Source organism: Glaesserella parasuis (genome assembly GCF_017352235.1).
GTDB lineage: Bacteria > Pseudomonadota > Gammaproteobacteria > Enterobacterales > Pasteurellaceae > Glaesserella > Glaesserella parasuis.
The window spans coordinates 2,037,729-2,060,461 of sequence record NZ_CP071487.1 but is presented as its reverse complement, the minus strand read 5'-3'; the positions used below and the strand labels follow the sequence as shown (position 1 = coordinate 2,060,461).

At 39.4% G+C, this 22,733-nt stretch carries 22 protein-coding genes and 2 pseudogenes; 3 read left to right on the top strand and 21 right to left on the bottom strand.

All coding sequences use genetic code 11. The features are described from left to right. Positions 1–8: 8 nt before the first annotated feature. The 9 genes from ybfE to J1G47_RS10360 form a co-directional block, all read right to left on the bottom strand. Positions 9–302, bottom strand: a complete 294-nt coding sequence (gene ybfE, locus J1G47_RS10400; protein WP_005710618.1) for a LexA regulated protein — start codon at positions 300–302, stop codon at positions 9–11. A 197-nt stretch (positions 303–499) separates the two neighbouring features. Further along, positions 500–1,303 (bottom strand): prolipoprotein diacylglyceryl transferase, encoded by an 804-nt coding sequence (gene lgt, locus J1G47_RS10395; RefSeq protein WP_005710616.1) that lies wholly within the window; start codon positions 1,301–1,303, stop codon positions 500–502. Positions 1,304–1,312: 9 nt separating this feature from the next. After that, entirely contained in the window at positions 1,313–2,107 is a 795-nt protein-coding gene (locus tag J1G47_RS10390) for a sulfite exporter TauE/SafE family protein (protein ID WP_035520492.1), read from the bottom strand. Then, on the bottom strand, positions 2,107–2,709 hold the full coding sequence (gene rppH, locus J1G47_RS10385; RefSeq protein WP_005710612.1) for an RNA pyrophosphohydrolase: 603 nt from the start codon (positions 2,707–2,709) through the stop codon (positions 2,107–2,109). The genes J1G47_RS10390 and rppH overlap by 1 nt, the downstream gene beginning before the upstream one ends. A gap of 548 nt (positions 2,710–3,257) precedes the next feature. Then, positions 3,258–3,950, bottom strand: coding sequence for a tellurite resistance TerB family protein (locus tag J1G47_RS10380; RefSeq protein ID WP_010785974.1), 693 nt, complete (start codon positions 3,948–3,950; stop codon positions 3,258–3,260). 61 nt (positions 3,951–4,011) lie between these two features. Beyond that, positions 4,012–4,860, bottom strand: coding sequence for a PhnE/PtxC family ABC transporter permease (locus tag J1G47_RS10375; protein ID WP_015940140.1), 849 nt, complete (start codon positions 4,858–4,860; stop codon positions 4,012–4,014). Further along, a complete protein-coding gene (locus tag J1G47_RS10370) occupies positions 4,857–5,642 on the bottom strand; it encodes a PhnE/PtxC family ABC transporter permease (RefSeq protein WP_207326624.1) in 786 nt (261 codons plus the stop codon). The genes J1G47_RS10375 and J1G47_RS10370 overlap by 4 nt, the downstream gene beginning before the upstream one ends. Beyond that, the gene (locus J1G47_RS10365) at positions 5,632–6,384 is read right to left on the bottom strand and encodes a phosphonate ABC transporter ATP-binding protein (RefSeq protein ID WP_112063058.1); all 753 of its coding nucleotides are present in this window, start codon (positions 6,382–6,384) and stop codon (positions 5,632–5,634) included. The genes J1G47_RS10370 and J1G47_RS10365 overlap by 11 nt, the downstream gene beginning before the upstream one ends. A 265-nt stretch (positions 6,385–6,649) precedes the next feature. Beyond that, a complete protein-coding gene (locus tag J1G47_RS10360) occupies positions 6,650–7,525 on the bottom strand; it encodes a putative selenate ABC transporter substrate-binding protein (protein WP_160416112.1) in 876 nt (291 codons plus the stop codon). Positions 7,526–7,686: 161 nt separating this feature from the next. On the opposite strand from J1G47_RS10360, the gene rluA reads away from it, so the two are divergent. Both rluA and J1G47_RS10350 read left to right on the top strand, forming a co-directional pair. Continuing rightward, the gene (gene rluA, locus J1G47_RS10355; RefSeq protein ID WP_035490232.1) at positions 7,687–8,355 is read left to right on the top strand and encodes a bifunctional tRNA pseudouridine(32) synthase/23S rRNA pseudouridine(746) synthase RluA; all 669 of its coding nucleotides are present in this window, start codon (positions 7,687–7,689) and stop codon (positions 8,353–8,355) included. A gap of 12 nt (positions 8,356–8,367) precedes the next feature. Next, positions 8,368–9,759, top strand: coding sequence for an MATE family efflux transporter (locus tag J1G47_RS10350; RefSeq protein WP_075592084.1), 1,392 nt, complete (start codon positions 8,368–8,370; stop codon positions 9,757–9,759). Positions 9,760–9,831: 72 nt separating this feature from the next. Here the strand turns inward: J1G47_RS10350 and J1G47_RS12325 are convergent. The 8 genes and pseudogenes from J1G47_RS12325 to J1G47_RS10315 all read right to left on the bottom strand — a co-directional run. After that, positions 9,832–10,161: pseudogene (locus J1G47_RS12325) on the bottom strand (beta-galactosidase small subunit-related protein); the annotation flags it as partial. 45 nt (positions 10,162–10,206) lie between these two features. Further along, positions 10,207–11,937 (bottom strand): annotated as a pseudogene (locus J1G47_RS10345) (glycoside hydrolase family 2 TIM barrel-domain containing protein); the annotation flags it as partial. A gap of 205 nt (positions 11,938–12,142) precedes the next feature. Beyond that, a complete protein-coding gene (locus tag J1G47_RS10340) occupies positions 12,143–12,439 on the bottom strand; it encodes a DUF5374 domain-containing protein (RefSeq protein WP_010785982.1) in 297 nt (98 codons plus the stop codon). Continuing rightward, positions 12,432–13,091: a DUF2572 family protein gene (locus J1G47_RS10335; protein ID WP_075605359.1), complete on the bottom strand. Its 660-nt coding sequence runs from the start codon at positions 13,089–13,091 to the stop codon at positions 12,432–12,434. The genes J1G47_RS10340 and J1G47_RS10335 overlap by 8 nt, the downstream gene beginning before the upstream one ends. Further along, positions 13,088–13,783 carry a hypothetical protein gene (locus J1G47_RS10330; RefSeq protein ID WP_005710587.1) on the bottom strand — a complete coding sequence of 232 codons (696 nt, stop codon included), beginning with the start codon at positions 13,781–13,783 and terminating at the stop codon, positions 13,088–13,090. Before J1G47_RS10330 ends, J1G47_RS10335 begins: the two co-directional genes overlap by 4 nt. Then, on the bottom strand, positions 13,749–14,258 hold the full coding sequence (locus J1G47_RS10325) for a pilus assembly FimT family protein (RefSeq protein WP_010785984.1): 510 nt from the start codon (positions 14,256–14,258) through the stop codon (positions 13,749–13,751). The genes J1G47_RS10330 and J1G47_RS10325 overlap by 35 nt, the downstream gene beginning before the upstream one ends. An 88-nt stretch (positions 14,259–14,346) precedes the next feature. Then, positions 14,347–14,877: a bifunctional 3-hydroxydecanoyl-ACP dehydratase/trans-2-decenoyl-ACP isomerase gene (fabA, locus tag J1G47_RS10320; protein ID WP_005710584.1), complete on the bottom strand. Its 531-nt coding sequence runs from the start codon at positions 14,875–14,877 to the stop codon at positions 14,347–14,349. A gap of 120 nt (positions 14,878–14,997) precedes the next feature. Continuing rightward, on the bottom strand, positions 14,998–16,632 hold the full coding sequence (locus tag J1G47_RS10315; RefSeq protein ID WP_044009127.1) for an AAA family ATPase: 1,635 nt from the start codon (positions 16,630–16,632) through the stop codon (positions 14,998–15,000). A gap of 76 nt (positions 16,633–16,708) precedes the next feature. Between J1G47_RS10315 and matP the strand changes: the two genes are divergently transcribed. Beyond that, a complete protein-coding gene (gene matP, locus J1G47_RS10310; protein WP_005710580.1) occupies positions 16,709–17,155 on the top strand; it encodes a macrodomain Ter protein MatP in 447 nt (148 codons plus the stop codon). A gap of 72 nt (positions 17,156–17,227) precedes the next feature. Here matP and J1G47_RS10305 read toward each other — a convergent pair whose 3' ends face one another. From J1G47_RS10305 to J1G47_RS10290, 4 genes are all read right to left on the bottom strand, one after another. Then, positions 17,228–18,313, bottom strand: coding sequence for a metallophosphoesterase (locus J1G47_RS10305; RefSeq protein WP_021114591.1), 1,086 nt, complete (start codon positions 18,311–18,313; stop codon positions 17,228–17,230). A 93-nt stretch (positions 18,314–18,406) separates the two neighbouring features. Further along, positions 18,407–19,855 carry a catalase gene (locus J1G47_RS10300; RefSeq protein WP_071610820.1) on the bottom strand — a complete coding sequence of 483 codons (1,449 nt, stop codon included), beginning with the start codon at positions 19,853–19,855 and terminating at the stop codon, positions 18,407–18,409. A 130-nt stretch (positions 19,856–19,985) separates the two neighbouring features. Next, positions 19,986–21,887: a DNA topoisomerase IV subunit B gene (gene parE / locus J1G47_RS10295; protein WP_010785989.1), complete on the bottom strand. Its 1,902-nt coding sequence runs from the start codon at positions 21,885–21,887 to the stop codon at positions 19,986–19,988. A 117-nt stretch (positions 21,888–22,004) separates the two neighbouring features. Beyond that, positions 22,005–22,496, bottom strand: a complete 492-nt coding sequence (locus tag J1G47_RS10290) for a YajQ family cyclic di-GMP-binding protein (RefSeq protein ID WP_015940131.1) — start codon at positions 22,494–22,496, stop codon at positions 22,005–22,007. Between the last annotated feature and the right edge of the window lie 237 nt (positions 22,497–22,733).

Below are 22,733 nucleotides of genomic sequence, written 5' to 3'. Positions count from 1 at the left end.
TGAAATACCTATTTACTTAATTCAATGGAATCTCCATTGAGATAATCGTTTAAAATGAGTTCAATTAACTGCCCTCTAGACAGCCCTTTTACCGCAGCTTCTTGTTCCAATGCCGCTACCAAATCCGAATGCAATTTAAGCTCAATCCGTCTTAATCCTGACGAACGATCTCGCCTGAGTTGATTACGTTTATTAATTCTAACTTGTTGCTCTCCGCTTAGAGGATTTGTGCGAGGTCGCCCAACCTTTGGCATATTTTCAAACAGATCAAGCGTAATACAATCCGAATCTTGCTTTGCCATTACTACAATTTTTGGGCTGAGTGCTTCTTACTCAGATGCGAATGAGAAGCTAATTATCAAAGTGCGAACTATAGCACAATATAGAATTATTGGAAACGCCCTATCAAAATATTCATTATAAATTGAGATTACCTAAAACATAATTAGCTATTATTCTGCTGCCATATAACTAAATAAAAAATGTAAACTAATTTTAGTTAGTCATTACTTAACCTATGTCGGTAATAAGCCACAACCATAATTACCAATCCCCCGATAATCATTGGTAATGAAAGCAACTGCCCTCGTGTGATTAAATCCGCTGCCGTATTTACATTTGGATCGAACTCTCGGAAGTATTCAACGATAAAACGGAACACCCCGTAGCCAACTAAGAACAAGCCTGCCACCGAGCCTGTCGGTCGAGGCTTACGGATATAGCCATTGAGGATAAAGAACAGCACTAAGCCTTCTAAAACCGCTTCGTAAAGTTGAGAGGGGTGACGAGGCAAATAACCGCCACTTGGAAACATTATCGCCCAAGGCACATCTGTCACACGTCCCCAAAGTTCATCATTAATAAAGTTACCAATACGTCCTAATCCTAAACCAAAAGGAATAAGCGGTGCGATAAAGTCAGCGGTTTGCCAAAAGTTGCGATTTTGACGGCGAGAGGTCCAAAGCATTGCGACAATCACACCAAGTAAACCGCCGTGGAACGACATTCCCCCTTCCCAAATACGAAATAAATAGAGAGGATCTTGTAGGAAACGGTCAAAGCTATAAAAGAACACATCACCAATTCTTCCCCCTAGAACAACGCCCCAGAAGCCATTAAACAGCAGTTGATCGACCTGTTCGACACTCCATACCCCATTAGAATTTTTCGCACGTTTGGTACCAAGCCAATAGGCAAAGCCAAAACCAAGCAGGTACATAATGCCGTACCAGTGTAAAGAAACCGGACCTAACTGCAACGCAACGGGATCGATATTAGGAAAAGTTAAAAACTGTTCAGACATAAATTTCCTTTATTTTAAAAACATATTCACGGCAACACACATCAAGAAAACGGCAAAAGCACGTTTTAAAATCGGCACAGGCAATTTGTTCGCTGCCGTTGCCCCTAATTTTGAGGTAAAAATAGAGGTCAGCGTAATTCCCAACAACGCAGGTAAATACACATAACCTACCGCATATTGTGGCAAATTCGGATTATCCCAACCACTAATCACAAAGCTAATCGCTCCAGCTAATCCTAATAAACCACCACAAAAAGAAGAAGTGCCAATCGCTTTTTTCAGCTCAATCCCTCTGCTATTTAAAAATGGCACAATAAAAGCACCGCCTGCAATGCCAGCAAAACTGGATAACACCCCGATTACCCCTCCAGCAATCAACGTAGATTGAGTAGTCAGAGGCTTAGGCTCTGCTTGCTTTGGCTTGAGCGATAAAAACATCTTCAGCGAAAGATACAGGATCATCACCGCAAAGATTTTTGTCATTACACTTTTTGGCAGATCACTCACAATCAAGCCTGAAATAAACACTGCCACCATCAACGCAGGCACAAAAAACTTCACAACTGACCATTGCACATTACCAAGTTTATGATGGCGTTGTGCTGCCGAAAATGTGGTTAGCACAATCGTTGAAAACGACGTACCCAATGCAATCGACATCAACAAATCATCTGGCACACCAATTTGAGGCAACAAATACACAAGGGTTGGAACAATAATCATACCGCCACCGATACCAAACAACCCTGCTAAAAAACCAGCAACTGAGCCTAAAATCAAGCAACAGACAAACATTTCCACCATCATTTTTTCCCCTTAAACACCCGATATGGTTTACGAAGCTCACGTTTTGGCTGAGTACGAAACTCTTTTCTCTCGTGGGTAAACTCTTTGTTATCTCGATTTTTCTCGCTTTCGACTTTTTTCTGCTCACCCATCAACACCTGAGCAAACTCTTTCATCACCTTGCGGTACACATCACGTTTAAACGACACCACCTGTCGCACAGGATACCAAAAGCTCACCCACCGCCAGCCGTCAAACTCTGGCGTTTTACTGGTTTTAAGATTAATAGCCCCCTCGTCTGCCACTAACTGCAACAGAAACCAACGCTGTTTTTGACCAATACATACAGGTTGAGTTTGCTCATTACGAACTAACCGTTTTGGTAATTTATATCTCAGCCAATACTTCGATGCCCAAAGCAATCGCACATCTTTTTTCGCTAAGCCGACTTCTTCATAAAGCTCACGGTACATTGCTTGTTCAATGTTTTCCCCCTCATTAATTCCCCCTTGAGGAAATTGCCAAGAGTTTTGACCAAACCGCTTCGCCCACAGAACTTGCCCTTGCTTATTACAGATAACGATACCAACATTCGGGCGGTAACCATCGAAATCGATCAATTTAGACCGCCTTATTTAATCAATTTGAAAATGGTGTGATTGTTTCATATTTCGGCTATTTGAACAACTAGCAAGGCAAAAACAAGCGGTGAGATAGCCAAATTTTTTCGCAACCGTGGATAACTCTGTGGATAACTTGAAAATTTGTTGATAACTTTTTTGGGATAAGTTATCTAACCGCTTGATCTTAATTCAGATCTTACTTCCTGCCATCGATCATTTTCGATCCCTTTTCACTGTATAAGCACACATTTAATCGCTCATTTTATTTTCTTTCTAGGATAACTTAACCACTTTTCAGACTAAATTGCCATTCTATTCACATTTGATGTGCTTTTATCCCCATTCCCTGTGGATAAAATTGTGATAGATCGGGATAATGATCGTGTATAACCTAAAATCAGCCCAGATATTTTGCTTTTTTCCTTTAAAAAACAATATGTTATTTTATTCTTCTTATCGAAAAAAACAAGTGCTCATTTATTAAACATAATATAAACATTAACAACTATCAAAATAGTGAATTTGTGGGAAAATCATGTTTAATGTTAGAATCCAGCCCGTTTTTCTAATTGTTCTACAAAATTTTCGTTTAAATTTAGCTTCTCGGCTAAGTGGGATAAAAATACGATCTCTTTTCTAGAGAGCTCTTGACAGACCAAGCGTGCAGCAAGGTAAACTTGTGCCGCTAAAGCGGTGTCGTTTCCGACAGTTTTTGCAATTTCATTCACGGATACTGGCTCGTGCATTTCATGCAGTAACCATTGTTGTAATTCAGGGTCATTACCGCCCTCTTTTAAGATTAAAGCTTCTTCGTTCTCATCCAGCTCACCGTCTGCTAATGCAGCTGCAAGCATTGTACGTAAAATAATTGCTCCCTTCTCTTCCGAACTATCCGCTTCAAAAGCTGTTTGGCTTAGTTCTGTCGTTTGGCTTGTTGCCTGGTTCTTTTGATAATCTTGATAGGCTTTGTAAGCCAATCCACCAAGTGCGGCTAAAGAGCCGAGCTTAGTCAAATTAGCTCCGCCGTTTCTGCCTAACACCATTGATAAAATACCGACCAATGCTGCCCCACCACCAACTTTGGTAATAGTATCTACGTTGCCCGATTTGATCTCACCAGCAGTATTTTTGGCAGAACCCAATACAGAGCTTAATACGTTACCTAAGTCCGATTTACTTTGATTAGCTGTGTTGCCGACAGATTTTAAAACGCCGTTTAAAATGCTATTAAAATTCATATTGCCTTCCTTTTGGTTAATAAAAAATAGTTAAGAGTAGACATTATGTTATCAAAATAATTCAATTTTTTTCTGCAATAAATTTCTTTGCCAACGCCGACAGTGCATCGGTCACATAAACTAACAGCAAATAACAGAGCAGATAAAGGGTAATTTCAGAGTAATGGAAAAAACTCATCGCCAGTTTAAACTGCATACCTAAACCACTTGCCCCAACAAAACCGACAATCAGCGTTGCCCGAATAATGTTTTCCATACGATAAAGAATGTAATTGAGAAAAGTACGCATCACAGCAGGATAGATCCCGTAAAACAAAATTTGGTTTTGTGAAGCCCCATTTTGCATTAAATGGCGGATCGGTTTCTCGTCCACATCTTCAACCACTTCGCCGCACAGTTTGCCTAATACACCGAAATTGTGAATGGCTAATGCTAATGCACCTGGAATGATCCCTGGTTTGAAGATAAAGACTAAAATCATCGCCCACATCAATTCCGGTACGGATCGACTAAACAGAAATAGCCCCCGACTGATATAATAAGCGACACGATGATACCAGTATGTTCTGTGGCGAAAGTGTCCCTGTGCCACGTTGCGAGCGGACGGCAGAACCAAAAGGAACATCGCCATGCCTGCAATGCCTGTTGCCAGAATACTCATCACAAAGGTTTCCCACGAGAGCCATAGGGCTTTTTGCCACATTTCGGGGTCAAGATAGGCAGGTAGCTCTTCACCCACACCAGCCATTCCAACTAAAAATTCCGTAAGATAATCCCAATTTTCCGCTCGAAACAGTTCACTAAGTGCAGTGGGTTGATCTTTAAGAATATAGCCCCACGACAGCCCGATAAGTCCTAATACTATCCAAAAAGAATAGCGGATAAAATAGCGGTCGATATGTTTTCTCATTTTACTCGGCTCCTGACAGCATAGCTCCAGCGGTCAACCAAAACAATTAACCCAACAAGAAAGATCAAGAATGTCCAAACCTGATCGTATTTCAGATCTTGTAAAGAAAGCTGAATTTGCATACCGATCCCTCCTAACCCAACAAAAGAAAGTACCGATGAAGAGCGGATCGCACATTCAAGGCGATACATGGTATAGCTCAACATCGTCGGCAAGGCTTGGGGTAGATAGCCATAAATCAAACATTGCATCGGCGTTGCCCCTGCTTCTTTTAACGCAAAAATAGGTTTGGAAGGCACCGCTTGTAACGTATCTGCATAGATTTTGCCTAAGTAGCCAGAATAAGGAATAGCAAGGGCAAACACTGCACCTATCGGATTTAACCCGACAGCCGCAACAAAGAACCATGCCCAAATCAATTCGTGAATAGCACGTAGAAAGCCCAATATCGCTCGAGCTGCCCCCTGCAAAATGAGTGAACGAAACAGCACACTGGATGCAAAGGTGCTTAAGCAAAATCCGCCAAGCATAGACAAAGAGAGTGTAATCAAGGCATAAGCAAAAGTGAGCCAAGTGGATTGCAAGGCGAGTTTCAGTAAATCAGTAGAAAAGTCAGGGGACAATAAACTGGAAAATAGTCGATTAAGCGTTGCCCAACCACCAGAATGCATCAACCCTTTGTCGTTATCCACAGCAAATAGGCTCAACAAAAATGCAAGCAACAACATGCCCGTCAGCAAATTTCGCCGTTCATTTAGTCCAAGCGGTCGGTTATGTTTCATTTTTTACCAATCCGTATAAGACATTGAGTTGCTCTTGAGTGACTTGTTCTGTTTGCAAATCAAACACAATTTTTCCCTGTTTAATGCCGATCATACGATCAAAATAGGCTTTGGCATATTCCACCGAATGCATACTGGCAATCAATGTTTTCCCCTGCTCTCTCACCAGCCCAGTCAATAATGCCAAGACATTTTGTGCATTAACAGGATCGAGTGCGGACACTGGTTCATCGGCTAAAACCAATTTAGGGTTTTGAACTAACAGACGAGCTATTGCAACACGCTGCTGCTCACCGCCCGACAGTTCAGCTGTCGGCTGATCGATTTTATCCAATAGCCCGACGGCAGCAAGTGCTTGCTCTGCAATCTGTTTTTCTTGCGGTTTAACCAAAGAGAACAGAGATCGCCAAAAGCCCCACCGGTTCAGCCTGCCAGCCAAGACATTGTGGATAACTTCCAGTTGTTTGACTAAATCATACTGTTGATGAAGCATACCGACTTGTTGGGCAAACTGTTTATTATCTTGATAATCTTGAATGTTGCGATTTTCCAACCAGATCTCACCGCTTGTCAAAGGTACGGCACGCATAATGCTATTCATTAATGTCGATTTCCCCGAACCGCTCGGCCCAACTAATGCCACGATTTCACCTGAATGAATGGTTAAACAGATGTCGTCTAAAACGGCTTGCTTGCCGAAATGTTTGGTGGTGTGGTGGAATTGAAGAAGTGGGGTTTTCATATTTTATCAATATCAATTCAGTGTTAAAAAATTGTCTTCTATATTACGCTCTCACTTCGCTATTTTAGTCTGCCAAATCTCCCCTAGCCCCTCTTTGCTAAAGAGGGGGAACAGATCGAAGGAAATATACATTCATCTGAAAAATCAAATACTTTACGTTTATGAAGTACTTCGATCTTAAAATTTACGATAAACAAATTCCCCTCTTTAGCAAAGAGGGGCTAGGGGAGATTTGGCAGAAGATTTTCACGAAGAAAATAAGCGATTACTTAATCAACTTCAACTCTTTCGCTACTTTCTCAATATCTTGATAGTTGCTGTTTTGCGTTGGGATAAACTTCTCGGCAGAGAGTAAATTCATCACCTGCGAGCTTGACGCATCGGCTTTTAATAATGCCGCTTTGACTTTCTCTTTGGTACCGTCACCAAATTTTGTATCAACAAGATTAATGGTCCAGTTGTAATCATAGTAATCTGGTGTGGTGTAGAAAAGCTCGACTTTATCGTGATTAACCTTGCCTTCTTTCACCATTTTATCCCAGTACTGCTTATTCACCGCACCGATTTGCACTGAACCTGCTTCTACTAAGCCGTAGGTTTTATCATGCGAACCGCTGTAAGTCGGTTGAGCGTCTAAGTCTTTTTCAGGGTTAACTCCGGCTTCTGTTAAGAAAAAGCGTGGCATTAAGTGACCCGATGTCGAACTTTCGCTACCAAAAGCAAGGGTGTGACCTTTGACATCTTTAATCTCTTTCACGTTATCTAAGCCTTTTTGCTTGATAAAGACGGACTTAAATTTTTCATCTTGCGGACGTTGTGCGATAGCTTCAGCACCTTGTACTTTGGCACGAGCTTGTACCCCCGTTAAACCACCGAACCAGACTAAATCAATTTCGCCACGACGGAATGCGGTGACTACGGCAGCATAATCGGTGACAGGCACATATTGCACCTTTAACCCCGTTTCTTTGCCTAAATACTCTGCAAAACTGTCGAACGAACGGATCATTTCGGCAGCGTTATAGTCAGGAATAGCACTGATTTTAAAGGTTTTATCGGAAGGTGATGCGATAGCAACTGAGCTAAACAGCACACTGAGAGCGGTGAAAGCAGTTGCAAAACTTGCAAAAAGCGGTTTCATGGTGTTCTCCAAAAGAAATGTAAATAAATTGTGATGTTCAAAATGAACGAGCGAAAGATACGCTATTTTTTATAAAAAACAAGAGATTTCTGTGATTCGTTTGGGAAATCATTTTATCTTTGATAATATCATTACCGTTTTTACTAAATATCAAAAATACAATGGCATTAATCGAATACAATCCCCCTGTTGAGCCTTGGCTTGACGAAGTTTATCGTGATAATCATATTTTAGTGATTAATAAGCCAAGTGGCTTACTTTCTATTCCCGGAAATCGCCCTGAATATCAAGACAGTGCGATGGTGCGTGTACAACAGAAATATGGTTTTACTGAGCCAGCTCACCGTTTAGATATGGCGACAAGCGGTATTTTGTTGTTTGCATTAAGCAAACAGGCGGAAAAAGAACTCAAACGTCAATTTCGTGAACGTGAGCCGAAAAAACACTATCAAGCGTTAGTTTGGGGCAAATTAGGCGAAAAAGTTGGCGATACGGGGACAATGAATTTTCCGTTAATTTGCGACTGGGAAAATCGTCCACGCCAAAAAATTTGCTACGAACGGGGCAAACAAGCGGTTACTTTTTATGAAATTCTTGCACATTATCCCAATAACACCACAAGGGTGAAATTAACCCCTTATACTGGGCGTTCACACCAATTACGTGTACACTGTTTAGCCTTAGGGCATCCAATTGTAGGGGATAAATTTTATGCAAATCCGTTGGCAAAAAGTCTATCGCCAAGGCTCTGTTTACACGCAGAAGCATTAACCATTACGCACCCAGTTACGCAAGAACTGATGACATTTGAAGCGAAACCTGAATTTTAAAAGGTAGATAGAATGAACTTTCAATGGCAGAAATATCCTGAAAATACGCAAAAATTATTCAAACTTTCGATCCCGATTTTCATCTCTCAGTTAGCTGCTTCGGGAATGGGACTGGCGGATATTATTATGGCTGGGTTAGTCAGCGATGATGATGTGTCGGCGATAGCAGTCAGTAATTCGATCTACTTTCCCTTGTTTTTATTTGTGCTGGGGATATTAAATGCGATTACCCCAACGGTTTCTTATCTGAACGGTTCGAGCCAACGTTCCCTGATTGCACATCAAATCCGTCAAGGTGTTTGGATTGTATTAATGCTTAGCGTACCGTTAATTTTTATCTATCTCAATGCTCATTTGATTTTAGATCTAATGGATACCCCAAAAGCCTTTTCAGGAAAAGCACAAGATTATCTTACCGCTTTAAGTGTCGGGATTATTCCAGCTTTGCTTGCGGTGAACTTACGCTGTTTTAACGACGGACTATCCAACCCTAAACCAGCGATGTATATCACCTTTTTTGGCTTAATTTTAAACATTCCGCTCAACTATATTTTTATTTTCGGCAAACTGGGTATGCCTGAATTAGGGGCGGTCGGTTGTGGTGTGGCAACGGCAATCGTAAACTGGGTAATGTTTGGGCTGATTTTACACTATTGTTATACCAATCCAGCACAAAAGGATATCCGTCTATTTGAAAAATGGATCGAAAAACCCTGTAAAGCAACCTTAAGCAAACTGTTCAAACTTGGTACACCGATAGGGTTTGCTCTGTTTACCGAAGTGATGCTGTTTGCGGCATCTTCCTTGATTATCTCACCACTTGGCTCGCAAGTGGTGGCAAGCCATCAGGTTGCCTTACAAACCAGCTCGCTCTTTTTTATGATCCCACTCTCATTTAGCATTGCCACAACCATTTTAGTTGGGCAAACGTTGGGAGAAAAGCGTGTTGCAGAAGCAAAATATCTGACTCATCACGCCATTTTTACGGGTGCAATGGTCGCAATGGGGCTGGCAATGGTGATTTTACTGCTCAAAGATCTGATCCCCTATGCCTTTACCAGTGATCCGACTTCTATTGTAATCGCATCTAGTTTATTGATTTTTGCAGCGATCTATCAAATCCCCGACTCTATCCAAGCGGTATGCAATGGCATTTTGCGTGGTTATAAAAATACCAAACCTATTTTGCTAACAACCTTAATTTGCTACTGGTTAATCGGAATGCCACTAGGTACTATTTTGGCTCGTACCGATTGGATCGTTCAGCCGATGGCGGCGGCAGGATTTTGGCTGACATTCTGTGTCTGCTTAAGTTTAGCCGCAGGGCTATTTTTCTACTTTATGCGAAAAATTCAGGCTATGCCAGAAGAGATTTTAATTAAAAAACTAGAGTCTATTAAATAGCACTTAAAGTTATGTCTATCCTTTATTGTACCAGATGGGGATAGACACAACTTTACTCATTGTCATTTTATATTAGGTATTCATATATAGCTGAATTATCCAGCTTATCTCTTTATCATTTATCCGATACCCCTCTTTCAAATTCGGTTCACAAGAGTTCGAACCAATACCACTCATTTTATAATCGACACACAGAATGTGATACGGCGATTTTTCTAGTTCGTAATGATGTTTTTTCAGGGTCAATTCTTCCTGTGTATAAGGGGAAAAATTGAAGCTGAACGGCTGTGGTGCGGTAATCTCGAGATCTTGGGTATGAAGATATTCACAACCGTAGTGACTGCCGTTTTCCTGTGGTTTGACGTAGTCTTGATAATTTTGCTCGGCAGTGGTTTGGTATAGACCTAGTCGGATTGTGTGGTGTTTGTCGATGTAACTTTCACTCTCGCCATAGCCGAAATGTCCTGATCCATCAGGAAGATATGGGGCGTGGTCGCACCATTCCCAGATAAAACCACCGCAAGCCCCTGCATATTTTTCAAAGGTTTGGAAATAATCTTCTAAATCACCGTTAGAGTTCCCCATTGCGTGCGAGTATTCGCAGAGTAGGAATGGTTTGGTTTGTGGCTGTTCAAAATAGCGATCCATATCTTCTGTGCTGGCATACATTTCGCTATGAAAATCTAACGGGGTAAGATCATTGCGATGTTCAGAATGTTGATAAATGGTACTTTCATAATGAACCAGACGGCTTGGATCTCGCTGTTTGATCCATTTTGCACTGGCTTCAAAATTTTCCCCGTAACCTGCTTCATTACCCAGCGACCAGATCAGTACCGATGGGCGATTTTTATCTCGTTCTACATTAGCGTAGGTACGGTCTAATATTGCTTGTTTGTAGTCTGGGTGTCGGGCAAAATAGCAGAAATTATCTATCGTTTGTTGCTGAATACGTTGGTTATCATCTTGTTTTGCTACATTCAGTAAAATGCTGTGTTCTGGCGTTGGAACGTATTGCATACTGGCACCGTGGCTTTCTATGTCACTTTCGCTAATCAGGTAGAAGCCGTAGCGGTCGCATAATTCGCTAAACCAAGGGGCATTCGGGTAGTGGGCGGTACGAATAGCGTTGATGTTATGTTGTTTCATCAGCCTAAAATCCTGTTCTGCTTGCTCACGGCTGATAACATAACCCGTTAGGGGATCGCTGTCGTGGCGGTTTACTCCGCGGAATTTGATCGGGTGGTTGTTGAGCAAGAGTACACCGTCTTTGACTTCGATCCGACGAAAACCGACCGCTTGTTCAATCACTTCGTTTCCATAGGCAAGGTGTAAGGTGTAAAGTTGTGGCTGTTCGGCATTCCAGAGCTGTGGTTTGTCAATTTTTACCTTAAAGTGATCGCTTGTCTGTTCGGCGATTAGGCGATGTTGTGGATCAAACAGTTGGAAAGTGAGCTGTTGTGGCGATTGCAGAAAGGTACATTCGACCGATAAATCCGCTTGCTCTAATGCTTCAGACAGGCTGGTTTTGATAAAGAAATCTTGTAGATAATTTGGTTCTCGTTCCAGCAGATAAACATCTCGGAAAATCCTTGACATACGGAATTTGTCCTGATCTTCCAAATAGCTACCATCACACCATTTAAGCACCACGACATTGAGCTGATTTTCCCCAGAGATTAAAAAGTCGGTGACATCAAATTCGTTTGTGCAATGACTGACCTGCCCATAGCCAACAAATTGTTAATTGAGATAGAGATAAAGGCAAGCGTCCACCCCTTCAAAATTCAGTAAATAGCGTTTTGTCGATTTAGGCTCGTAGTGGAATGTCCGTTGATATACACCGCAAGGATTGTCGTGTGGCACATAAGGCTGATCGAAAGGGAATGGGTAGTTGATATTGGTATATTGATGTTGTTCGAAGCCTTGTGTCTGCCAGTTTGATGGCACAGGAATGCGATGCTCAAAAGGCTGAGAAAGAAAATCTTCAGGCAAATCCATCACGCTCGTAAAATAGTTAAATTGCCATTCACCATTGAGTAGGGTAAATAGGCTAGATTGTTCACGCTCAAGGGGGGCGAGCTTATCTTGTGTCGCAAAGGGAATAAAATAGGCGTGATGGGGTGTGGTGTTAATGTGAAATAAAGTGGGATCTTGGTGATAATTTGGTAACGGCATAACATCAATTCCATTGCTAAGAAATGGCAAAATGCTATCACTCGCAATCCCTGACTTCAATCCATTGCAATGTAACATTTTAGAAATGTGATGAAGCTCACAATTATTTTTATGTTCATTTCTAAAGTTATAGTTTACAACCACATTTTACCAATTCTTAAACTCATATATACAACTGCTTTCAATACAAAAAACCATTAATTTCTTAATATTTGGTGATCACAATCTCACCGCTTGCAAAGCTGACTTTAAGTGTATTACTGCGACATTCTACCTTAAATATCTGTTCATTTTGGCGGATTTCGTTTTCACAGGGCTTCCCTGCCATTAGTAACGCAATCTGATTTTCGGCAATTTGTAGGGCTTGCTGTTGCTGAAAAATAAGCACGCTTTGCTTATTTTGCGTATGTTGCCAACGGCTATAAGCTAAATATATCACTGAAAAAATCAACATAACGACCATTAATGATGTCAGGCTTTCTGCTTTAATGAGCTTATTCATTTGCTAATATATTCCGTGAATAAGGCAAATAGTGCCAAGATGAAAATTTATTTTCCAGATGTTGAATAACTTCTTTTTTATAACTGAGATTTCTTTCTTCTCGTAAATTATCATAGGTGGAATAAAGTGTACCATACATTCTTTTTCTTCCTGTAAGATCAAATAAATAATCGGTAATGACAATACCGTAAAAATCTTTTTCTAACTTTTCATTAATATCTTGTAATGCAATCACAATTTTTGGATTCTCTAGACTACTTTCTGGCAACTCCGCTAAATGATTGATTTTATATATTTCCGATTGATAAGGTAATAAATTCAACCAGTTTTCAATTTTATCCACTTGAATATATTTTTCTTTGGTTGGTTTAAAAGGATCAAAAATAGATGAAAATTGACAATGAAAACTGTATTTCATTACCTTAAACTCAAAAATAACATTTGTCTTTTTTTGTTTTTGACACTCTATTTCAGGATCTATTGCTAACTTTTCAATAAGTTGATATTTATCGGTGAGATATTGTTGATAATAGAATAGGCTCACTTTTTCTTGTTTTAATAAGCTATCTTTATTGAGAAAAATGACTGCAAACAGACCGCTTAATAATATCAAGGTAATTAATAAACTACTGGCTGAATAATAACGTTTCATTTATCACTTCCATTTAATAGGTAACTATAAGCGGTAGCTTTATATCTTAGTTGGTTATCTTTGCTAGACGAGAGAGCCAGTTCTATTTTCAATAATCTATTCTGCTCAAGCCACTCAAAAGATAAATTTTCGACATTATAATCAGACATATCTGACATTTTTCGCCAGTTGCCTTTTTGACAATTTGTTAGGATTTTTTCACAATCTGCTTGGTGACAGAACTGAATTTGACTATCTTCATAAATAAAAATCGCTTTTTTCTCAAATTTAAAACCAAAAAATTCTCGGCTTACCTCTTTGGTATTATTTACACCATTTATTTCGCAAGATTGTTTTTTATTTCGATTACCTACACAGCCATCACTACTTAAATCATAGAAAAACATTAGACAATTTGGATTGTTCAGTGAATAACGCTTATTATCGTTTACAAATAAACTATAATTGGTTTCTTTTCTATTTTGTCCTTGATAATTAAAATGTTGAATATGTTGTTGAAAATACTCAAGTAATTGGTGAGTATGCTTTTGTAAATTCAATAATTCCCGTTGTTTGATTTGATTGCGATAGCTATCACTATAAAAAGAAGATAAACTCCATAAAATAATGCAACCTAGAAATAAAGATAATAATATTTCAACCAAACTAAAGGCGTGATTAACAACTGGTGCGTTTGCCTTTTTGAATAACATTAATCACTCCATTTTGTTCTACTTGTAAGATTTCATAGATTTTATTTACCGTAACCCTTAAGCACTTTGACTCTAATCGCCCAGACTTTCCATCAACATTAATAAAAACTTTGGGATATAAACTATTATTTTTAACTACGGCATTTTCTGTTTGATAGAGATAATAACTTTTTTGAATATCACAACTTGCGATATTCAAACAGTTACAAGCGATCTGTTTATCACTGATTTTTTCAATGGCGACCATACACCATTTTTTATCTGCTACATTTTGGCTGATAGAAATAGAATAATTCTGTTTTTGATAGCGTGCTTTAGCTTGAATTTGATAAATAAAAGACTTTATCTGATCGATTTCATTATTTAAAACGATATGATCTTGTAAATAAAATAAGGTGGGGGAAAAGAAATAGAGTGCGATTGCCATTATGCTCATCGCAAATAGAGTTTCAATAATAGTGATCGCACGAAACATAATATCTCTCCCAAAGTGAGAGAGATATTAGATGTTGAAAGGATTTTGTAAATAGGCAATTTTTATTTTTTCGACATAGATCGAAAAATTAGAAAGATGTTGTATCTTGGAATAGACCTACTTTTAAGTCTGTGGCAGTATAGATAATTCTGCCATCAACTTCGACTTCGCCATCAGCAAGCCCCATCACGAGCTTACGGTTGATCACACGTTTCATATTGATACGATAAATCACTTTTTTGGCAGTCGGTAGAATTTGCCCCGTAAATTTCACTTCGCCAACCCCTAAGGCTCTGCCCTTGCCTTTACCGCCGACCCAGCCTAAGTAAAAGCCAACCAGTTGCCACATTGCGTCTAAGCCTAAGCAACCCGGCATTACAGGATCGCCGATAAAGTGACAGCCAAAGAAAGGCAGATCTTGGTTAATATCTAATTCCGCTTCAATATACCCTTTCTCAAACAGACCTTCTTTGTCGGTGATTTTGGTAATTCTGTCCATCATCAACATCGACGGTGCTGGCAGTTGTGGACCTTCGCTACCAAAAAGTTCGCCTCGTCCTGACGCTAAAAGATCGTTGTAATCATAACTTGATTTGATGTTAGGTGTACAAGTGTTCATTATTTTGTTCCTGTAATAAAGTAGAAAAGTCCGTTATTGACGGTTTATGTTACGTTTGCTTGATAAACACATCTTAACAGACTTTTAAAATAGCGAACAGTTGTAAGCTGACTTGTCGGATCAGTGACCCTTTAACAGTTTGCGAATTTTGTGGAAAATCGAACCGCTTGCGTCTTCATTTTCATTCTGTTCGATCCCTTGATGAACTAACGCGAAAAGTGATTTTTTCTCACTATTTTCAGGTAGATCTTCATCATAAAACGGATGCTGTAACAGAATTTGTAAGGCTTCAAAGACATCTTCGACCGCCCAAATATGAAATTTTCCTGCTTCAATCGCCGATAATACTGCAGGTTTTAAGCTCAAATGGGAAACGCATACCGCAGGAATAATCACCCCTTGTTTCCCCGTTAATTCCCTTGCTTCACAAACATTGAAGAAGCCTTCAATTTTCTGATTAACGCCCCCTACGCTTAATACATTCCCAAATTGGTCAATCGCCCCTGTCACCGCAAGGGATTGTGGCAACGGCAACTTGGTTAAGGCACTGATAAGCACGCAGAAAATGGCTAACGATGAACTATCCCCATCAATTTCACCATAAGATTGCTCAAAGGCAACGGACGCTGAAAACGGAAGCTGTGTCGGTAATTCCAGTAAATTTGCCAAGCAAGATTGAGCGATAATAATCCCTTTAGAGTGAATATTGCCCCCCAGCTCCACTTTGCGTTCAATATCGTGAATTTCTCCATCACCATATTGCACGTTACAGCTAATGCGTAATGGCTCACCAAAACTATGGGGAACACCATCAAACTCGACCACAGATAAGCCGTTAATTTGCCCGATGGTTTCTTCTTCCGTTTCAATATAAAGCTGATGATTTAAAATATCATTTAAAACAAATTTATTTAATACACCAGATTGTTTTTCTAAATAATCAAAATAATCTTGAATATGGTTAAATTGGGTTTGTTTTGGATAAAAATGTTGTAATCCTAATAAATGTTTTTTTAATAATGTCGGTGAAATAGAAATTAATGTTTGGTTTTCACTTTCACGAATATAATAATGTAAAAGCTGATTTAAACCTGTTTTAGAAAAGGTTCTATTTAGATATTTTTTAGCTGAAGATTGAATATAGCTTCCCCATTGTTCGCTATTTTCTTCATCAATATTCAAATACGACTCGATTTCAGCATATTGGCAAAATTGATATAAATCTTCATCATAATTATGCAAAGTCGCAATATCATCTCGACTACCCACTAATATCAATTTGAATTGAGATTGAATAGGCATAATTGCTTCAGGTAATTTTCCCGCAATAATCGGGTCAAACTGCCCAAATAAAAGAGCTTGTTTTAATTTATCCCATTGCACAATATCTAATAATAATGCACTCACATTTAAAATTAGAATACCCTTATGAGCTTGCTCAATTGCCCCTGCCACCGTTTTAATTTGGTTTTCCTTTTCTAAATAAAGGCTATATCCAAATAAACTTTGGTGATTAAATTCTGTTTTCAACACAGTTTGACAATGCAAATTTTCAAAATAGTCCGTGATTTCATTTAAAAATTCGGGAAATAATTCCGTTTTCAAAATGAGTGCCGAACCAAATTCACTCAGGGCAAATTGTTGCATTGCCTGCTGTGTATTTGGTTGAAAATCCAAAAATCTCACCGCTTGATCGGTCTGTTTGAAAGGATAGTGAACGCTTAATGATTGCAACGATAATGGAGATACTTGCACAAATTTGCCTCTTTATAGAAATTTGCTTCATTATACCTATAATTACGCTATACTTCACAAATAATTCGGAGGCAAAATGCGATACCAAAAACTTGAAATTCAAGAAGCAAGTTGGAAATGGAAATACTTGCTGAAAAAATATCGTGAAGGCGAAAATATCACCAAATACGACGAACAGAGCTTGATCGAATTGAAAGTTCAATTATTAACCACCTTACAAAACTCGCCCGAAGAGATCGAGCAATGGATTAAGGCGGAAATGACATCTGAGCAACGCAAGAAAATGCGTCAATCTATTCGAGCAAGACGCAAGCGTTTTTTCAATGCCGAAAAGCAATCTACCCGTAAAAAATCTATCGATTTAGAATACGCCAGCTGGCAACGCCTGTCCAAGCAAGCCAAAGAAATGGATCTGACCTTGTCTGAAACCATTCATTATTTGATTGATGAATTAGAGAAGAAACAGATTTATGCAGAGCAAGTGGATAAGATGAAAGCAAATTTGAAGGCGTTGTTGGGATAGCGTCATTTAAAACATAGGGAGTAACAGGCAAAATGGCCCCTAAAAAGTAGCCTTGAATTGTGCTTTGTGTAATTACTTCCCTTTCACCTCAATAATCATCACTTCCGACTGTGAACCTAGTCGCATCGGTATCCCCCAAAATCCGTATCCCGAAGTAACAAAAAAATGTCCATTACCGATTTTTTCATAACCGTGAGCAAGTCGGTAAATAAAGTGAGTAATGATATTCGCTGGGAAAATTTGCCCATTATGGGTATGGCCCGACACTTGAATATCAATAGGCAGTTGAGCATGTTGCTCAATTTGTGTTGGGCGGTGATCCATTAGGAAAACGGGTAAATTTTTATCTACCAGAGCCAATAACTCTGCTGTTTCAGGGCGATTTTTCACTAATTCATCATTACGACCGATGATCGTAAATTTTCCGTCTAAAGTAACCGCTTGATCCCATAGCACAGTAATGCCAGCTTTAGTGATTTCTTGATAAATTTCAGCTTCAGCCCCAAAAAAATCGTGGTTTCCCATTGTAGCATATACCCCAAGCGGTGCTTTTAACTTTGCCAAATGCGGTTGCATATTTTCCGCCAAATAGGCTTCAACATTATCGTCCATAATGTCGCCAGGGAGCAAAATTAGATCAACTTGTTCTTGATTAAAGATGGTTGCTAACTTATCTAGCTGTTTCCCCCCGAAAAATTTCCCTAAGTGGAAATCGCTGGCGACGCCAATTTTAAGTGGCTGTATAGGTTTATCTAATGTGACTTGATAATGCACCACTTTGGTTGAATAGGCGTTGTAAATAGTCAGCCCAATTAACCCGAATAAAACAGGGATATAGCTTATTTTAAGCCAGCGATTAAGGCTATTCGGCGAGAATATCTGTTTGCCGACAGTATAAATCCCCCAAAAACAGAAGCTGATGAAGAAGATAAATAAAAGTAATGTGAGTATTAAAGCAATTAAGCGGAAGTTTGGCAAAATGCGTGTAACGTGCAATATCATCAACAGATTTGCAACGATATAGATAGAAAATGTAACGATCTTACGACTTCTATTTGATAAATCGCCTAACCAAGTTGCTGTTTTAGAAAAGCAAAAGAGCAGAAATTGAAGAGCGATAACTGAAACGGCTGTGATAATGTAATAGCGGTATTCCATATTTATTCTTTCCAAGAAAAAAGCCCAACAAAAACGGTTGGGCTTAAAGTATAGCAAATACAAGTGTAAGGAGAAAATAAGTCTTTAATTAGCTTATTTTGCTAATTTTTGACGAATCGCATTTGCTAATTCTGTGCTAACTTTTTCAAAGTGAGCCATTTGTCTTTCCACGATTTCAGGAATAGTTACACCTGATAAACCTGCTGCAAAGTTACCTGCTAAGCGATCTTTTTCTTCCGCTGTGAACAAGTTGTAAAGTGCGGCTGGTTGTGAGTAGTAATCTTCATCGTACTCACGGAAGTTAAAGTGTGCGGCTTCACGCTCAATTTGTAATGGTAATTGATCGTGGGTTGGCACATAAGTGTCAAAACGGTTCGGTGCATAGTTAGGGTGGTTGCCACCGTTTGCATCTACACGCATTGCACCATCACGGTGAGTCGTGTGGTATGGGCATTTTGGTGCATTTACAGGGATTTGGTGGTGGTTTACACCTAAACGGTAACGCTGTGCATCTTGGTAAGAGAACAGACGACCTTGTAACATACGGTCTGGCGAGAAGCCGATTCCCGGAACGATGTTAGATGGTGCAAATGCCGCTTGTTCTACTTCTGCGAAGTAGTTTTGTGGGTTGCGGTTTAATTCTAATACACCCACTTCGATCACTGGGTAATCTGCGTGTGGCCATACTTTAGTTAAGTCAAAGGCATAGTTATGTTTGTGAGCATCTGCTTCTGGCATAATCTGCACTTGAACAGTCCAACGTGGGAATTCACCACGCTCAATCGCTTCATATAAATCTTTTTGGCTAGACTCACGATCTTCACCTACAACTTTAGCTGCTTCTTCGTTAGTGAAGAATTTGTGACCTTGTTGTGTTTTGAAGTGGAATTTCACCCAGAAACGCTCGTTGTTTGCGTTTACAAAGCTATAAGTGTGGCTACCGTAACCGTTCATGTGACGTAAAGTCGCTGGAATACCACGATCTGAGAACAATGTCATAATTTGGTGCATTGATTCAGGGTGACGTGACCAGAAATCCCACGCTGCATTTGCATCACGCAAGTTATTTTGAGGGTTACGTTTTTGTGTATGAATAAAATCTGGGAATTTTAATGGATCACGGATAAAGAATACTGGTGTATTGTTACCCACTAAGTCCCAGTTACCTTGTTCGGTATAGAATTTTAATGAGAAACCACGCACATCACGCTCTGCATCGGCAGCCCCACGCTCGCCAGCAACAGTTGAGAAACGTAATAATACTTCAGTTTGTGCACCTGGTTTAAATACCGCAGCTTTCGTGTATTTAGTAATATCTGCAGTTACAGTAAATGTACCGTAAGCTGCTGAACCTTTAGCGTGAACCACACGCTCAGGAATACGCTCACGAGCAAAGTGTGCTAATTTCTCTTGAAACCATACATCTTGTAAAAGAAGTGGACCACGTGGGCCAGCAGACATTGTGTTGTCATTATCAACAACAGGGGCGCCTGCTGCTGTTGTTAAGGTTTTTGATCCGTGATCAAATGGACATTTATACATAGTGAATTTCCTCCAAAAATAGCTTATTAATAGGTTACGAGTATTATCATTGATAGTTATAAGTTTGTAAAACTATTGAATTAATAAAAAAATACTATTAATTTTCAACGCCAATCTTTATTTGGTTTATTTATAAATCCGCCTCATCACCACGATCTTGTAACCATTGTTTGCGATCTTCAGCCCGTTTTTTAGCAAGCAACATATCCATTAATTCAAAGGTTGAAACCTCTTCATCATCGCTATTATCTTCTAAGGTTAGCTGAACTAGACGTCGTGTATTTGGATCCATTGTCGTTTCACGCAATTGACTTGGGTTCATCTCACCTAAACCTTTAAAGCGTTGAACATTTGGTTTTCCTTTTTTCTTTGCAAGACGAGCTAAAATAGCCTCTTTTTCAGATTCATCTAATGCGTAATGCACCTCATCTTTACCAATATCAATACGGTAAAGTGGCGGCATTGCAACATAAACGTGGCCATTTTTTACTAATGTTGGGAAATGGCGGAGGAACAAAGCACACAATAATGTGGCAATGTGCAAACCATCTGAATCCGCATCAGCAAGAATACAAACTTTACCGTAACGTAGTTGGCTTAGATCTTCATTGTCAGGATCAATGCCCAATGCGACAGCAATGTCGTGTACTTCTGTAGACGCGAGAACTTGATCAGGTGATACTTCCCAAGTGTTGAGAATCTTACCTCTAAGCGGCAAAATCGCTTGAAACTCTTTATCTCTCGCTTGTTTTGCAGAACCGCCCGCAGAATCTCCCTCTACAAGGAATAGCTCAGTACGTGTTAAATCTTGTGAGATACAATCTGCCAATTTTCCAGGTAAGGCAGGGCCACTAACCAATTTTTTTCGTACGACTTTTTTTTCGGCTCTAAGGCGATTTTGTGCAGAACTGATTGCCATTTCAGCCAGTTGTTCAGCAACCTGTACGTTTTGGTTTAGCCATAAACTAAAAGCATCTTTTACACTATTTTCAACATAACTCGCCGCTTGTCGTGATGATAAACGCTCTTTGGTTTGCCCTGCAAACTGTGGTTCTTGCATTTTAAGTGATAGCACATAGCAACAACGCCCCCAAACATCGTCGGCAGTTAATTTGACACCTTTAGGCAACAGATTTCTAAAATCACAAAATTCAGCCATTGCCTTAAATAAACCTTGGCGCAAACCATTGACGTGTGTGCCGCCAAGTGCGGTTGGAATCAAGTTTACATAGCTTTCATTAATCTGCTCGCCACCCTCTGTGAGCCAGCTTAACGCCCAACTCACAGCTTCAGTTTCCCCAATCACTTCACCAACAAAAAGAGGATTTGGCAGATATTCATATTCTTTCAATGCATCTGTTAAATAATCACGCAAGCCATCTTCGTAGTACCACGTTTCTTGGGTATTATTGATATGGTCGGTAAAATTGATCGTTAATTTCGGACAAAGTACCGCTTTGGCTCGCAATAGATGACGTAGGCGACTAACCGAAAACTTCGGCGAATCAAAATATTTTGGATTTGGATAAAAGCGAACCGTTGTGCCTGTTTGGCGTTTTGGACAAGAACCGATCACTTTCAGCTCTTCCACTTTAACGCCATTTGCAAAAGCAATGGTATAAATCTCGCCATTACGTTTAATGGTGATCTCAACACTTTCAGAAAGGGCATTTACAACCGAAATCCCTACACCGTGCAAACCACCTGAAAAGGTGTAATTTTTATTAGAGAACTTACCGCCTGCGTGCAGTTTTGTTAGGATAAGTTCCACCCCTGAAATTTTTTCAGTCGAGTGAATATCCACAGGCATACCCCGTCCATTATCAACGACTTCAAGGGAATTATCGCTATGTAAGATAACATCAATTTGATTAGCAAAACCTGATAACGCTTCATCGACACTGTTATCAATTACTTCTTGCCCTAAGTGATTTGGACGGGTGGTATCAGTGTACATACCTGGGCGAAGTTGCACAGGTTCAAGATCTTTGAGAACGGTAATTTCATCAGCACCGTAGCGTTTTTCTGACATAAGTATCTCTTTACAGCCTATAGGAAAACAGAGAAATCACTCTAGTAAGGTTGAGCGATTAGATTCAATGAAAAGATTCTTTATATTGATTAAATGAAAGAAGATCTATATGGAAAATCAATCACGAAAATTATTAAATTGAAGAGGCTGCCCTAATTCAGCATTTTTCACAAGCTGTATTGTCGATTGTAAATCATCACGGGATTTTCCTGTTATGCGTATGGAATCTCCTTGAATTTGAGCTTGTACCTTGATTTTAGAGCCTTTAATAAGTTTAACAAGCTGCTTAGCCATATCGGACTTAATCCCTTGTTTTAATTTAATTTCTTTTGTGTAAAGTTTACCATGATGTTCACTTTCAGAAGGAATATCTAGGGAAGTATGTTGAATACCACGTTTAATACAGCATCCTATTAAAATTTCAATTAACTGTTCAAGTTGAAAATCAGATTCTGTAGTAACCCGTATAAGTTCATTTTTTTCATTAAGTTCTATTGTGGCATCAACTCCTCGAAAATCATAACGTGTACTTAATACCCTATTTGCATTTTCTACTGCATTGCGTACTTCATGTATGGTAAGTTCAGAAACAATATCAAAAGATGACATCTTATTCTCCTTCTATGAAATCAAATCAGAGTTTTTTCGCAATTCTACCATAGCATTCCACAAACTATGAAATTAATTCTTATAAGATTTCTTGATGTATTTTATTAGATTGAAGAATTGTTGACGTCCAAGTCTTTAAAGACGAAGGCTCCAACTAGCTCCGATTGATTGTTATAGGCTACCCTCGGTGAGCTCTTTCTGCTGAACGCTTATTATCAAGTAATCACAAACTTAACA